Below are 14,087 nucleotides of genomic sequence, written 5' to 3'. Positions count from 1 at the left end.
GGTTGTGTGCGTGCCAAAAGGCGCGCCTAAGAACGAGTCGTAGTTAACTTCTCGTACCAAGGTGCTGCAGATGTTGATTGCCCAGCTCTCTGGGGCCCAAAAATAGCCGCAGAAAAACAGAGTGGCGACCATGCGCTGTGTTCACTGCGTGTTCTCCTTGGGCTAGCCCGGCAGGTTCGGCTTCTCTGGTTTGACTTATCGGGCACCGCTGCGGGTCGGCCAGCGAAACCGACCAACTGCATGAGGATCCAAAAGCTGTCTACGAAGGTTCGGTGATTGGGAGGGTTTACTTCCCTTCTCAGCGGGACAACACGGATATCGCACGAAGTCGGGCGTGCTGATCTAGGCAACCGCCTTCTAGCTGCGGATGCTGGTGAGCGGTCTCGAACACAATCAACCTAAGCCGAAACTAGACACAAAGCTCGACTGCTATCTGACCCCAAATCATTTGATTAATGCTCTGCTTGCTGGAAGGCTTGTTACGTGCGCTGAAATCATGCTGCGACTCTCTTTTGAAGCGACCCTCATCTGAGAACGGTTTTGCGACACTAGTCGGCGCAAGTGAAAAGAGTCACCTGCGGTTCTTATGTGGCAATTTAACCACGTCCTGCGGTCGGTGCCGAGCACACCTTTTATCTTGTATTGTCGTTCAGAAAAGAAGGCCTTGAGTGTTGGCCTTAACCCAATCTTCGAAGGGCAGCAGAGCAAGTTCCTTAACAATTTCCTTCTTTAGCACGCTCATCAATTCCTTACTGCGTAGCGCAGAAGGCAGCCTGTCAAGCCTCGCAGCTTCGGTTGGATTCTTCCGCAGTTGACTGGAAAGATTACGTAGCCGTTTGGACAGCAACTCACCTTCGAGGTCCTTTGCGATGAATTCCTCCGCCTGGGATAAGCACCATTTGCGGTATGCATCCTTCAACTCGAACTCGGCGAATTCACGAGCTTGCTCCGCCGCACGTAGAGCCTCTATGTCGCGATCGGTCTCATCATCGATCTGCCTCTGACGCTTAGTCCGGAATGATGGCGGGACTTTTTGCTCACCTTCTATGAAGGTGATGAGGTAACCGGGTGGATTCTTGATCTTGTTGGATCGGTCCGCTTCGACTTGGCACGTCACATAGTCGATATAGTCAAGCAGGCTTCCCGGTTCGTACTTTTTGGCTAGCTCTGTGGCCTTTGGCATGCTCACTCCTTGCTCTACAAGAGCAGCCTTGGCCACCTCGCGTGGCCCTGAAAGCGACTCATCAGCCGGAGTGACGCCGAGGGCCAATTGTCTACGCTGTGTAAGTGCAAGGACTTCCTTCATGGAGGCCCCAGGGGTCAAAATCAACTTGTAGCCAGCCTTCGACGACATCGGCTTTATGTCCCAACTTTTTAGGTAGCCGATGCCTACCAGATCCTCGAGCGATAAACCCATCGTCTCTCGGATCTTCGACACATGGTCATAAGCGCGGACATTCAAGAGTGCACATAATTCAGAATAATCCTTCTCTACCTCTTTACCTTTACTTGCAAAGAACCACAGGTATAGGTAGACGAAGATGCCCTTTGCAGTGGGCCGGAGCAATTTGCGGTACATGTTGAAATCTTCGGGGACCACAAACGATTCATTCAAGTTCTCGAGCAGCCAGTCTTCAAGCTCCACTTCGTATGTCTCTACTTTGTCGGTTCCATCCAGATTGCTCGAGCCTACCCGCGTGAAGCTGCGAAATACATGAACTGTTTTGTTCATGTACCGCTTTCGCGCAGATGAATAAATCACCTGTTCCGAAGTGATCGTTGTGTCTGCCATGCGCTGGCCCCAAGAGTTAATCGCTTCATAGTTTTCTCCTGAGTCGCACTGCCCGAGCACTTTCAGCAGAGTGTAGCCGGAGAAACGGATTGGATTCTGGATCAGCCCGCTTTTCAGCTTCATGTCCATGAGCAACTTCATGAAGCCCATGTACTTGTCTCTGTCGGATGTCGACGGTAAGCCGAGCAACTCTGACGAACGGAATTCTGCCGAAACCTTTATTTTCTTGCCAGCACGGTTAACCCACTGCTCGATTCGTCTGCTTGAACTTAGCTGCTTGCCGCGCCTCTCGTGCGCCCCGAAAAATCCTATCTGGAGCAAGTTCTTCTCAAATCGAATCAGGTCAACAGCATCAGGTTGGGTGATCAGCGTAGGTTCGAGGAAGGACTTCCTTGGCGCCATGAATACCCCGTTATTGGAGAACTGTTGTTTGTAATGTTCCTCTAAAAACAAAATCTGTAAAGCAGCCTAGGAACTCTGGAAATGGCCATGACCGCGCTCACAAGGTCGTTATCCTCATCTTTTTTCCAGCCGACTGCGGGGTTTTTTCCAGCCGACTGCGGAGTTCATCCCAACCAACTGCGGAACTCATGTCCAACCAGCTGCGGGATAATTTCCAATCGGGTGCGGGAATACTGCCAGCCTACTGCGGGTAATCCTTCCAGCCCGATGCGGAAGCTAAGAGAGGTAGGCCCTTTTGGTGAATAAAGATAAAGCGAGGACTTGAGCCCAGACAATAATGACCAGTTCAACCCTCGTGTGCCCGCAGTTGGCTGGAAAACCACTCGTCAAAAGCTGTTCCCGCAGCGCAGTGGAAAAGGAATTGCTCGCGCACACGCTGCGTGGACCCGCGACCGCAGTTCGCTGGAAATTGATTATTTCGGAGCCCCGCAGCTGGCTGGAAGTGGACTACGGAAGACGAGCAGCCCGCAGTTGGCTGGAAAATAGTGGACTCAACCTACATCGCTTCTGCCAAGCGGCCGACGCAGAAGGAGTTATCCCATCTTAGAGCGATGCTGTTTTTCCAGCCAGCTGCGGTGCTACCGTGAGCAATCGGCGATCTTGGGGGCTATGACTGCGGGGTCTTCAAAGAATCGACGGCAAAGACGACGAACTCACCAAGATTCTTAATAGGGCTGCTAGGATCCTGGATGAGCTTAGAAGCCGCAACGATGATACGCTGTTTTTCTTCCTCTGTGACCTTCAAGTTCAACTGAATGTTGGCGCCACGGCTTCTGAGACGCCTTCCGTCCAACTTCTCAAGATGACGTCCTTCGAATCCGAACTCGCGTCCCGCGATGACCGATGCTTGGGTGCTTGCGGCGTCCATCTTCGGACGAGCCGGAAGTTGATCAAGCCCGCTGGTGAAGTCGAGCTTTATAGGTGGACGTGCCTCAGGCATGTGTGGTGACCTCCGCCCTGACGTTGGTTCCGATCAGGATGTCTCTGATCTCTTGCGCGAATGTTTCTGCGTTCGTAATGGCTGCTAAGGGGTTCTTAGCTTCGCGTTCATTCAGGTCATAGATGCTGCCGCCCAGAGCGAATGGTGCTTTGAACGCGGCTCGCTCCACCATACCCGTCTTCAACATAGGGATGCCGTTCTCTCTCATCTGTTTGCAGATGTCCCTCATTCCCCTATCCACAATTACCGGCGAAGTCTGAGACAAAAAAACGCGAAAAGGGATGGCTCGCCGGAAGATCGACTCTTGTTTTCGAATCACCTTGATCACGTTGACGGCTTCGTCCGCGTCCAGCCGGTTACCCTTCATGGGTATGAGCACGAGATCAGCTCGTCCTATAGCAACAGACACCTCTTCGTTGCGACTGCCCTCAAGATCCACTATCACGTAGGGGTCCGCAGCAGAATCGATGATGTCAGCGACATCTGTTCTGAAAGCCGTTTTGACGGTGAGACCCTGAGGGACAGAATCGGGAAAACGCTTAGCCCAAACTGCTAACGGCGCATTCGGATCAGCATCTATCAACGTCGTTTGCGCGCCATGATGTGTCAGGACTGACGAGAGCGTCAGCGCTGAGGTGGTTTTCCCTACCCCGCCCTTGCTCGATGCGAAAACTATGACTTGCATGCAACCCTCACAATTTCGGGCAGCCTGACCAGCGTCCCAGCCGTCAGACAGCAATCCGCAAGTAAATGGTAGCTACCCACTAGCTAGCGAGTAGCTAGTTTACCCCAGGGCGGCTGGAAAAGCAGAAGTCATCTGCAAAAAAAAGGAGAATATCCTAGGGAGCAGATCCGGCGGCCCCTTCCCTCGGAGTATCAGCTAGATACCGGGTACCCAAAGGATACCAAGTGGCCGTCATGAACAACTGACCATGTAAAACAGTCTTCAGATGTGACTTCCGGTTCAAGCCACCCCATTTAGCCGCTGTCGAAACTCGAAGGTTTCTTGTATGTTGAGGCCCTGTCAATGTGATAAGCATGCGATCTGCCTCCCTAGCCTTCAGTCATGAACTGCTACCTACCTGCTAGCTAGCAGGTAGATAGCAGGTAGCGATCCGGTAGCTATGTGGTAGCCATACTGCCAGCTACCATTTGGTTGTCTAAAGTTACTTACACATGGCCGCCAGTCGCGGTTCGGGTTTTAGTCCCAGCCGGTTATACCAAGAGCATGCGGCTTGAAGCACCTCCTACGGACGGTGTGAGGCTGCTCAGCTTAACGGCTATTACGGCGGTAGCTACAAGTTAGCTAGTCGATAGCTACCGGGTAGCGCTGTGCAGTATAGGGTCATTTGCGTGCTCCATCAGTCGAAGACTTTCGCAGCCACTATCATCGCCCAACTTGTCAAATTGTTCAGCGAGGACCTTGAACTATGGGGGGATACCGAGTAGCTACCCAGTTGCTACTCGGTAGGTACCTGCTATAGTGTGCAAACGGGGTTAATCCAAGCAACTTCAGCGGCTGCAAGGCATCCGCGCGGGCATAGGAGCTAGGAAGGGTGCTCCTTTCCCATACAGTGAACTCGTTTAGCTTAGATCGCACCTGTTAGACCTTGAGGAGCCGCAAGTAATTGTTGCGCACATTTACGTTCTCGATGTCGGCATTACAGCGATGGGATAGTGGCTGAGCGAATGGTAAACAGTCGTTGCATTCGAGAAGGTGGTCACCAAACTGCGTCCCAAGTGCCAGTTGTGTGCGGCTTAGGAGCCTTAACCTCTAGCGTGATGCATCCAAGTTTTGTCAGCACCTGAGCCGACAGGGCCGGTAAAAGCGAAGCGTGGTAGTCTGCTGGCGCTTGTGATCATAATCAGCTTTGTAGTTGGTAGCTAGTCGCTAGCTACCAACTAGCTACCGGTATAAAGATGCGGGGTTTACATCACCCAAGCGCTATCATCCCACCCCAAAGCTCAACACGGAAGCGTTGTTCCTGCAAGCTATTGAACGGAGTGCCACGGGCTGTGAGTCGACGTGGCGCCCCCTACACTTGTATCTGAGGTTTCGCTAGACGCTTTTCATCGCGACGCAATCGCTCGAACATTTCCTGCATTTCGTCTACTTCCGGAACCTGGCGGGGCACAGGGGGCGCCTCAAGGGAGGCCTCGATGGAGCCGAGATCCTGTTCCAGGGCCAGTACGAGCAGGTAGAGGTTCTGGAGCAGGGAAGCGGGATCGGCGCCGCGGATCTCGATCCGGCCGGGCTCGATCTGGATCTCAGGCGGAAGGTCGCGGAGCATCACGGCGTGGAGGTCCTCGGGGAGGTCGACCTTGAGCGACCGCGGCCGAGGCACAGGTTCGGCGAACAGGAGCCGTTCGCGGTGGGCAGCCGTGAGGTCGTCCGCAGAGTCGACTGCTTCCAGGTAGCGGAGCAGGGCGGCGCGGGAGACCAGGTAGGTTCCGCCGATGTTTTGGACCTCGCCGATGGCGCGCATGAGGGATTGGGCGGTGACGCGCTGGACCGCGAAGACCCGCTCGAGATCGCGCCGGGTCCAGCTTTCGGTCACAGAATGCCGCACCCGCTCGGCGATCGCGCCGGCCCGATGCCGCCAGGACACGGTCCGGGACATGGTTTCTCCCTCCAGATCAGCTCTCCCAAGGCTACCTCATTGTTGGCCGGCCTGCCAATATTGCGTGTCTGGGGTGTGTATTTCTGATGCGTGATAAGAGATACTTCTCAGGGGTCAGCGTGCTATCGTCGGCTGAGAGGCCGAAAAGGGCCTACCGAACGGGAGTGCGCGATGGACGAAGTGGACCTGGATCGACCCTCGCATTTGCGTTCTTCACCGTTCGCACTCGCCGGCACGAAGCCCTCTCTCCCGGAGCTGGCTCCGGACGATCCCCTCTGGCGCACGGCCGAGGCAGCCAACCAGTATGTACGAGCCGCCAAATCCCCGGCGACCCGCCGCGCCTATGCCGCGGACTGGCGGCACTTCGCGGCATGGTGCGGGGAGCACGGCCTCCAGTCGCTCCCGGCGGAACCCGCGACGGTCGCCCTTTACCTGGCCGCGCTCGGCGCGACCCACAAACCTGCCACCATCACCCGTCGATTGACCGCGATCTCGGCGGTCCACGGGGAAGCCGACCACCCGTCGCCAGCCAACCTCTCGCATCGCCTGGTCGCCGACACCCTGCACGGCATCCGCCGGACGCTCGGGACCTCGCAGAAAGCAAAAGAGCCGCTCTCGGTCACCCAGCTCATCCGGGTCCTCGATCATCTCGAGGGCGGACTGCTTGCCGCCCGCGACCGGGCGTTGCTGCTGGTTGGGTTTTCAGGCGGGCTCCGCCGGTCGGAAGTGGCTACCTTATCGATAGACAAGCTCGAGTGGCACAAAACCGGCATCACGATCCGGCTCGAGCGCTCCAAGACCGACCAGGAGGGCGAGGGCAGGGAAGTGGAGATCCCGCTTGGGCAACACCCCGAGACCTGCCCGGTCCGCGCGCTGAAAAGCTGGCTCGAGCGGGCCAACCTCACCGAGGGCCGGGTCTTCCGCCGGGTCGATCGCCACGGCAACGTGGGGATGGCCCTCGATAAGGATTCGATCGGGGTCATCGTGCAGCGCTCGGTCAAACGGGCCGGGTTGGCCGCGAAGCACTATGGCGGCCATTCTCTGCGCGCCGGCTTCGCAACCCAGGCGTATCTCAAGGGCGCAACCGAGCTCGAGATCATGCAGCAAACCGGGCATCGCTCGCTCGCCATGGTCCGTCGCTACATCCGCGAAGGCAAGAAACTGCGGCAGACCGCAGCGGGGAAGCTCGGGCTGTAGCTGGCATCCGGGAACCTATGATCAAGCGACCAAAACAAAGCGTGGGACTGTTCATGTTTCGCGAAACTACGGCCCGGAGTTGTTCTCTGTGTATCCAGGCAGGCCTAGTGGGCAGGTCGCCACTATGCCGTCTGGGTACTGCCGAAGGGAAGCGAATGGGGAGTTGAATGCTGCAGCTTGGCCCACTCTGGAGCAGCGCTAGCGCCTCGATTGCAAACGTCTGGCTCGCAGTCGTTCGGGAAGATGGTTAAGGAGGCGAGGCGAGGCGGGGTGGCTGGGATCGGCCGGGACGTCGCGAGCCTCACCAAGATCCCGAACCTCCGGCAGACGGCGCCCGCTTGCGAGACGTGGCTGAGGAAAGAACAGAGAGGGAATTGCAGGGCCTTGGCACCACTCATCGTTGAAGATACTCAGATACGGGAGAGCAACTGGGTGATCGCCTCCTTCCCCAAGAGGGAGCCTGATCCGGACCCTAGCAGATTTATTTGGTTGAAGCACGATATTCATGCCTGGCTAGCGGCGGGAACGGTGGAGGCCGACCGTTGCTGCGCTCCATCTCAAGGGCGATAAGGTTAGGGAAAAATGAATGGCTGGTCATCTGGGCGTTCCTCACTGCTGCGGTTAGGGAAGTCGGGATCGACCGCTCCGGTCCCATGACCTGCGCAACGTCTGCGCCACACTGTGACGTTTGGCCGGTGCCGCCTCGAGAAATCAAGATACTGCTAAGGCACTCCCCGATACGAACGTTCAAGCGCTTTCTTTGATCGGAGCGGAGGATCGCCGTGGCAGCAAATGATGACGTCGATCACTGACCTTAGGGGGAGAGATGGCAGCCGCACTCCTGAAGCCCGAAGGGAATCGGGTGCAGCCGGCTATTTGACGGCTATTCGAGCACTAACTTCAGAGTGCGTTACTGGGTCATCCGAGTCGCAAGCGTTCCTTCTGGAACTCTGCGCATTTTACTTCCCTGACTGGGAGTGCCAGAAGTACGCGAGTCCAAACATTGTTACGTCGGCTTGGTCCTCTACGGATCCCTTCTGCAGCGATGCGTGTCGATCGACCTGAATCCAGTAGATCTTGACCCGACAGGCCATCGGCGAATGGGCAGGTATGGTCGAATCATGGCTGTAGCTCAGGCGCATTCCCGGACGACAATCCCGGCGCCATTATTCTCTGCACCCATAGGAACAACGTAGCGGCGTGCTCCTTCGTGCTTCAGGAGAGCTTGGCGAGCCCTTACCAGTTCGTCCTGCTGTACATGGATGAACCTCGAGCTGATCTTGAACAGAAACGCATAGCAGTTGCAATTGGTACTGAATAGCTTGGCAGCGATTTTCATTCATCCGCGCTGAACAATAGAAAAATCTGTTAAAAGTCATGAAGAGGAGTCGCTGAGTGAAAACATCGCACCTGGATCTCCTTCTTTTTGCGGAGGAGCGTGAACGGATTCGATTTCTTCTCCAAAGTCTTTCCGAGATGGCCGCTCAACTTGATGCAGCGAGCATTCAACAAGCTCTCTCCGCAATTCGTAGCAACTTGGATTCTGACGATTTTCAGATCGCTGTAGTTGGGGAGTTCTCGCGCGGCAAGTCAACCTTCATCAACGCGTTGATGGGGGCAAAGATTCTCCCTTCCTCCGTAGCTCCGACCACTACTGTCCTGACCGAAATCGTTCATGGTGGCGCAACTGAATTTCTCCTTTGTTATCGTGATGGGAGCGAAGAAGCTTCTATCTCGGCAGCCGAGTTTAACAGCCTCATCGCACCGGTTGAACCCGCAGACGATGACAGCGAGAGGCGAGAGTTTCAACAACGTCTAACACAGTTGCAAAAAATTGAAAGGGTGGTCATTCGCCACCCTTTTGGTGTTGAACACCAGGGTGTTCGTCTGTTAGATACGCCTGGCACCAACGACCTCGACCCGATGAGGGAACAGATCACGTTTGACATCATCCCCCGTTCAGATGCTGTCGTTTTTCTTCTATCGGCCAGGCAGGCTTTGACAGAGACTGAGATGAACTTTCTCCGTGATCGCGTGCTAAGCGCTGATATCAGCAAGCTGTTCTTCGTGCTTAACCACTCAGACAGGCTGAATGAATCGGAACTTCAAGAAGTGACGAGTGTGATCTCGCAGCGTCTGGCCTCGATTGCGCCAGGAGCCAAGCTGTATTCAGTATCCGCTCGTGCAGTCTTACGCGCTCGGTTGCAGCAACAGGAAGATCTCGAGTGGGAAGCTCGATTCAGGACGTTTGAGGAAGATCTAGCTCACTTTCTACTCTTTGAGAGAATGGACTCCAAACTGACAAGGCCCCGCATGCAAGGCTTGCGCCTTTGTGAGCAGTTGATTACAGGACCTCTCACCTGCCACAAAACGCTGCTAGGTTCGGACCTGCCCGGACTGCTGGCGGCGGAGACGGAAGCCAATCATCGGTGGAAAGAGGGTGCCACAGCTTTCTCGTCCGAGATAGCCCGTCTCAGAAGGAATTTGGAGCAGGGAGGCAGGGACATCGCCCTGAAGCTACGTGGCGAGCTTCACAAAGTGGCCGACGTCGCGATAGGTGTCTTGAGGCAGGGCTACAAAGAATTGAGCAGCGAGCAGATCCAGCAGCGGATAGAGGAAGAAGTTGCGAGTCTCCAAAGATTGCTCCATGTGAAGCTTAACGACTGGCAAGAAGCCGCAATGCGAAGCTCGCTAGAGTCATCTCATGCGCAGATTAGCGAAGCTCTAATTCTCTCGGGCCTGGGACCGGAGATATTTGGCTTTAAATGTTCCTCCGAAATCGCACAAACTCTCGAAGAGCCTTTGCTGACGGGCGAACACCAGTTTCTGATTCGAGCCGGGGCCGCTGCTATGGGGCTGATCTTTATTCCAATCGCATTCCCTTTTGCCATCGCTACTGGCTGGTTCGGAGGGGGGCGCATTTTGGATTGGCTGGAGAACAGAAGAAGAGAAGAGATGATGGCCAAAGTACGCTTATCCCTGGAGGAGCGTTACAGATCTACGATTCCAAACACTCTCAAGCGATTCGAACATGCGTGGGCCATGAAGGTCTCGGATGTCATTCAGGCTCTGGAAGCCAGCTTCGAGGGTCGATTGGCCGACCTCAAGGCTGTTCACACCGCTTCTCTTGCTCGGATCCGCGCAGCCGAAGCTGATCGCGCTTCAGAATATGCCAGGTTACAGTCCCTTGAGACTCGTGTAGGTGAAGTGCGTCACGGCCTGGAGCGAGGTAGACGATAGTGAAGCAAAGTGGAGCTTTGCAAAGCCTCGCTGAGAATGCTTCACGTGCACAGGTGATTGCGCGATCATTGGGCGCGTTGAGTGAGGTGGGCGAACTAAATGAGTGGGCCGAGGACCTGAAGGATCCTTTTAAAGTTGTTGTTCTCGGAGAGTTCAATCGCGGGAAGACTTCAGTTCTCAACGCCTTGTTTGGCATAAGAACTCTTCCAGTCGGAGTACTGCCGACGACATCGGTCATCACCGTGTTGCGCTACGCCAGGGAGCCTTATGTCCGGGTCTTTTATAACGAAGGCTCCCCAGAAGAACTGCCCTGGAGCAAGGATGCGATGGAACAGTACATCGGCAGCGAAGCCGACCTGTCACGGATCAGCTTCGTCGACGTCGGCTATCCACATCCTTTGCTCGAAACGGGAGCGGTCTTCGTGGACACTCCGGGGGTTTCAGATCTAAACAAGCAAAGGGTGGAGGTCACGTATCACTATGTCCCCCGTGCCGACGCCGTGCTTTTTCTCCTAGACTCCACCACCCCTGTCACGCAATCGGAGATGGACTTCCTGCAGACCACAGTCATGCAGGCTGACGTTTCGAGGCTTCTCTTTCTTGCAAATTTTATAGATCTTCTTGAGGTTGAGGAAAGAGGTGACGCAGTTCGACTTGCCGGTCGCAGAATTCGAGAAAGCGTTGGCGAAAACTGCGATGTGATCGCGATCTCTGCCAAGGAGGCACAATCTGGTGGCTCCGATGAGGGCACAGGCTTTGCATCATTAGAGCGATGGCTTTTAGAGACAATCAACAGGAGTCAGCACTCAGAAGAACGCGTCGACCGATTCAGGTCGCGCCTTCTCTCAATAGTGAACAGGCTCAGAGGCATAGTAGAGGATCGACTCCGTCTCTCTACGCTCAAGCAGGATCAACTACAACTGGAAGTGAGCAGGCTTTCGCACGTATTTGAAGAGCGCCTCAAGAAGGTGCAACGACTGGCCATCTGGCTGCGTGATCGCGAGGAAGAACTGCTAGCGATGACGGCAAAGTCGATGGATTGTCTCCGCGAAACCATGGAAGAAGAAATCCTTGATCAGCTGCAAAACTATGGGGGCCGCGACTTTCGTCAGGCAGTAGGTCAGGTGCCACTAACCGTGAAACGCCGTCTGAAGATGTGGGTGGATTCGCGTACGCCCGTTCTTCAGAAGCTGTTCCATCAAGTCAATTGCGGTCTCACGGACGCACTAGGCCGCGAGTTCCACACAGAAGTGCCGCTCCTGCGACTGGGTGCTGTATCCATCGATAAACAGGCCGGAGCCATCGAAATGACTGTTCCGCCGGAGTTTGCCTCTGCGCAGATCAAGGCCGGTGCGATTGCGGGATTGGCCATGGTCGCCGCTCAAGCAGTCGGTTTCGCAATGTTTCCTCTCATCGGTCTTGTTGGACTACCATTCCTGCAAGACAAGCTACTGAAAGGGTCTACCGAACGCGATAAACAGACACTCATCCCCGGTGTACGTGCTGCGCTCTGTGCGAGCCACGACGCATTTCGCTCCTCGGTTCTGGATTCAATCCGCGTGCAGTTCCAGGCGTTAGGAGCAGCTGCAGAAGAACAGTACCGAAGGCTTGCAGAAGCAGAAGTTCATGCCGCCAGAGGAGAGATTGTCGCGAGGTCGGTGCTCGATGATCAATGGACAAGCTTTCAACAACCCAAGTACGCAGAGATTTTAGACGAACTGCAAGGAATCATTTCAAGAGTTCAAGGAGCGGAGGGCGCTGTCTCACATGAGTTCCGAATTTAACGACATCCATCAAGCCATCCATGAAGGTCTGCTTACCGAATATTTCGAGAATGGTCATCTCACTTCGACGGACGTTCATTTCCAGGATCAGATCGACGTGTTTACCGCTGATGGTCTGCACCAGACCGTGAGATCAAATGCAATGGGCGGCCACGACGTGACCCTAGACGGGCAAGTAGTCGAGAGAAGTATCCCGGATGGACACGGGCACACGCAGCTCTACACTGGAGAAATGCATCCTTTGGGCTCGTTGAGTGGAAATGTGCATGGCGGCCACGACCTACTCGACAATGCAGGAGTGCTGGTAAGCAGCAGCATCCCGCACGGCGGCGGGTTCGAGACTGTAATGCATTTTGAGGATCCGCTCGTGCATAGCAGCGACTACAACTTTCCCGACTTCATCTTTTAGCCGAAATGGAGAATCTGGTTCCTGCGACCGCTACTCACATAAGCCGAGCTCTCAGGCACGCTGCTGATCGTTTAGGGGAGCTTCCTGAGTTACGTGAAACGGCCGACCTGATCCGCTCAGCCGCCGATGACGTCCTCTTGCCTCCTCTGGTTGTAGTCTTAGGCGCCTTCAACGCCGGTAAGTCTACGTTGCTGAATGCACTTTTGCAGCGTCCGCTACTTGCCATGCATGTACTACCTTCGACGGCGGTCGTAACCCTCTTGCGGGCTCCCCGTCTGGGTAAACCCGCCATCCAGGCTTTCAAAGAGGGTCGCCACGCGTGGTTCGGGGACATGGATTCCTTAAGCCAGATCTCAGCAGAGGGAGATTCATCTCTGGCTCCCCTTAGGGAGTCGTGGTCGCACATAGAGGTTGGTGTCGACGCAGCGATCCTCGAGCGTGCAACGCTGGTCGACACGCCGGGGTTGAACTCGATCATCGAGTCACACACCTTGGGCACGCAGAGATTCCTGAAGCGGGCGAGAGTAGCGGTCTGGGTCACCTCTGCCTTGCAGCCGATGAGCAAGAGCGACCTGGAACAAATCCAAAGGCTACCTGAAAGATGCAAGCTTCTCATTGCGCTTAATCAGACGGATGAGCTTGATCCAGACGAGGATCCGATTGAGGCCATCTGTCAGCGAGTGGACAGGTTAATTTCACGCCCGAAGCAGGTAGTACCTATCTCTGCAAAAATGGCCCTTGAAAGCTTTCGAGCCTCTGACCAAGACATGCTGCGGCGAAGCAATCGAGGTGCCCTTCTCGCTGCTCTCGAGGGCCAACTTGCGGATCTGGTTGATGGCAATGCGGATGGCTATGCCATATACGTAGCTTTTGAGGAGTGGCGAAAGGTTTTAAAAGCTTCAGCTGCGAAACGGCTTGTCATTGTCCGGGAGCTTGACTCCTTGAACACGAGAAACGGGGCGCTGGAGTCTGAGTTTGCTCTCCTCAGGTCCGCTGCTGAACGCTTTTCTGGAACAGGGAACGCCGTGGCCGCCGTCCTCCTTGCGAAGGATTGCTTCTTTGAACACTTGCCAATAGAGATTCGGTCCACGCTTAAGGAGGCGGCAGACAGCACCCTATCTATAGTCTCGCTCGAAGAAGAGATGCGGTTTAAGTGGGATTCTTGGGAGCTGCGCCAAAGTCACTCAATGAGCAGCGAGCTCGCCTGTATGAGGCCCAGGCTGAATACAAAAACTCCGGCTTCTTCGGCACCGAACCTGTTTTATTTAAGGGCAAAAGGGCGGAGTTGGATCGAACGGGGCGGGAGCTCGATCAACGCCGTGGTGAGCTGGAACGGGACAAGCGTTCTCTTCGGGAGAAGCAACAGAGCCTGATTCACCGACGCCAGCAATCGAACGATCTTTGCGCCGAAGCATTGCCTTTGTTAGCTAAGGAAATACATACGCTCTTAACGGCCGCTGCCGAAGATCGAAATCTAATTTGTCAGCGTTACAACTCACTCTTGCATCAGCTCGAGCAAAGTCGAGCTGGATGCCGACTCGCGTCCAAGTTCTCGAGAGAGAGCATGGGGCCTATTTGATCTATCGAAGGGTTACGCCGAAGTCGTCTTCTTACTGCCCGAGCTATCCGAGGCGCTCCGCGC

General features: G+C 55.2%; 9 protein-coding genes. 5 read left to right on the top strand and 4 right to left on the bottom strand.

Annotated elements, in window-relative coordinates:
- Positions 1-649: 649 nt before the first annotated feature.
- The 4 genes from D1Y84_RS00045 to D1Y84_RS00030 all read right to left on the bottom strand — a co-directional run bounded on the left by D1Y84_RS00045 (position 650) and on the right by D1Y84_RS00030 (position 5,815).
- On the bottom strand, positions 650-2,245 hold the full coding sequence (locus D1Y84_RS00045; RefSeq protein ID WP_233580869.1) for a replication initiator protein A: 1,596 nt from the start codon (positions 2,243-2,245) through the stop codon (positions 650-652).
- Positions 2,246-2,861: 616 nt separating this feature from the next.
- Positions 2,862-3,194 (bottom strand): hypothetical protein, encoded by a 333-nt coding sequence (locus D1Y84_RS00040; protein WP_124846700.1) that lies wholly within the window; start codon positions 3,192-3,194, stop codon positions 2,862-2,864.
- The gene (locus D1Y84_RS00035) at positions 3,187-3,879 is read right to left on the bottom strand and encodes a ParA family protein (RefSeq protein WP_124846699.1); all 693 of its coding nucleotides are present in this window, start codon (positions 3,877-3,879) and stop codon (positions 3,187-3,189) included. The genes D1Y84_RS00040 and D1Y84_RS00035 overlap by 8 nt, the downstream gene beginning before the upstream one ends.
- Before the next feature lie 1,351 nt (positions 3,880-5,230).
- On the bottom strand, positions 5,231-5,815 hold the full coding sequence (locus D1Y84_RS00030; protein ID WP_124846698.1) for a hypothetical protein: 585 nt from the start codon (positions 5,813-5,815) through the stop codon (positions 5,231-5,233).
- Between the two features lie 171 nt (positions 5,816-5,986).
- Here D1Y84_RS00030 and D1Y84_RS00025 point away from each other — a divergent pair, with 171 nt between their 5' ends.
- From D1Y84_RS00025 to D1Y84_RS00005, 5 genes are all read left to right on the top strand, one after another.
- Positions 5,987-7,012, top strand: a complete 1,026-nt coding sequence (locus D1Y84_RS00025) for a site-specific integrase (RefSeq protein WP_124846697.1) — start codon at positions 5,987-5,989, stop codon at positions 7,010-7,012.
- A 1,395-nt stretch (positions 7,013-8,407) separates the two neighbouring features.
- On the top strand, positions 8,408-10,252 hold the full coding sequence (locus tag D1Y84_RS00020; protein WP_124846696.1) for a dynamin family protein: 1,845 nt from the start codon (positions 8,408-8,410) through the stop codon (positions 10,250-10,252).
- Positions 10,252-12,036 carry a dynamin family protein gene (locus tag D1Y84_RS00015; protein WP_158615232.1) on the top strand — a complete coding sequence of 595 codons (1,785 nt, stop codon included), beginning with the start codon at positions 10,252-10,254 and terminating at the stop codon, positions 12,034-12,036. The genes D1Y84_RS00020 and D1Y84_RS00015 overlap by 1 nt, the downstream gene beginning before the upstream one ends.
- Positions 12,020-12,445, top strand: coding sequence for a hypothetical protein (locus D1Y84_RS00010; protein WP_124846694.1), 426 nt, complete (start codon positions 12,020-12,022; stop codon positions 12,443-12,445). The genes D1Y84_RS00015 and D1Y84_RS00010 overlap by 17 nt, the downstream gene beginning before the upstream one ends.
- Before the next feature lie 5 nt (positions 12,446-12,450).
- Complete coding sequence (locus D1Y84_RS00005; RefSeq protein WP_124846693.1) at positions 12,451-13,818, top strand: dynamin family protein; 1,368 nt, start codon at positions 12,451-12,453, stop codon at positions 13,816-13,818.
- Positions 13,819-14,087: the final 269 nt, after the last annotated feature.

Origin of the sequence: Acidipila sp. EB88 (assembly GCF_003858395.1) — a bacterium.
Classification (GTDB): domain Bacteria; phylum Acidobacteriota; class Terriglobia; order Terriglobales; family Acidobacteriaceae; genus EB88.
Note: the sequence above shows the minus strand (reverse complement) of the source record. Positions and strands in the feature narration are given on the sequence as shown.

What these genes read in the sequence shown, in the direction of transcription:
- D1Y84_RS00040 (WP_124846700.1), bottom strand. Translation starts at nt 3,194, where the DNA reads ATGCCTGAGGCACGTCCACCTATAAAGCTCGACTTCACCAGCGGGCTT.
- D1Y84_RS00035 (WP_124846699.1), bottom strand. Translation starts at nt 3,879, where the DNA reads ATGCAAGTCATAGTTTTCGCATCGAGCAAGGGCGGGGTAGGGAAAACC.
- D1Y84_RS00030 (WP_124846698.1), bottom strand. Translation starts at nt 5,815, where the DNA reads ATGTCCCGGACCGTGTCCTGGCGGCATCGGGCCGGCGCGATCGCCGAG.
- D1Y84_RS00025 (WP_124846697.1), top strand. Translation starts at nt 5,987, where the DNA reads ATGGACGAAGTGGACCTGGATCGACCCTCGCATTTGCGTTCTTCACCG.
- D1Y84_RS00010 (WP_124846694.1), top strand. Translation starts at nt 12,020, where the DNA reads ATGAGTTCCGAATTTAACGACATCCATCAAGCCATCCATGAAGGTCTG.
- D1Y84_RS00005 (WP_124846693.1), top strand. Translation starts at nt 12,451, where the DNA reads ATGGAGAATCTGGTTCCTGCGACCGCTACTCACATAAGCCGAGCTCTC.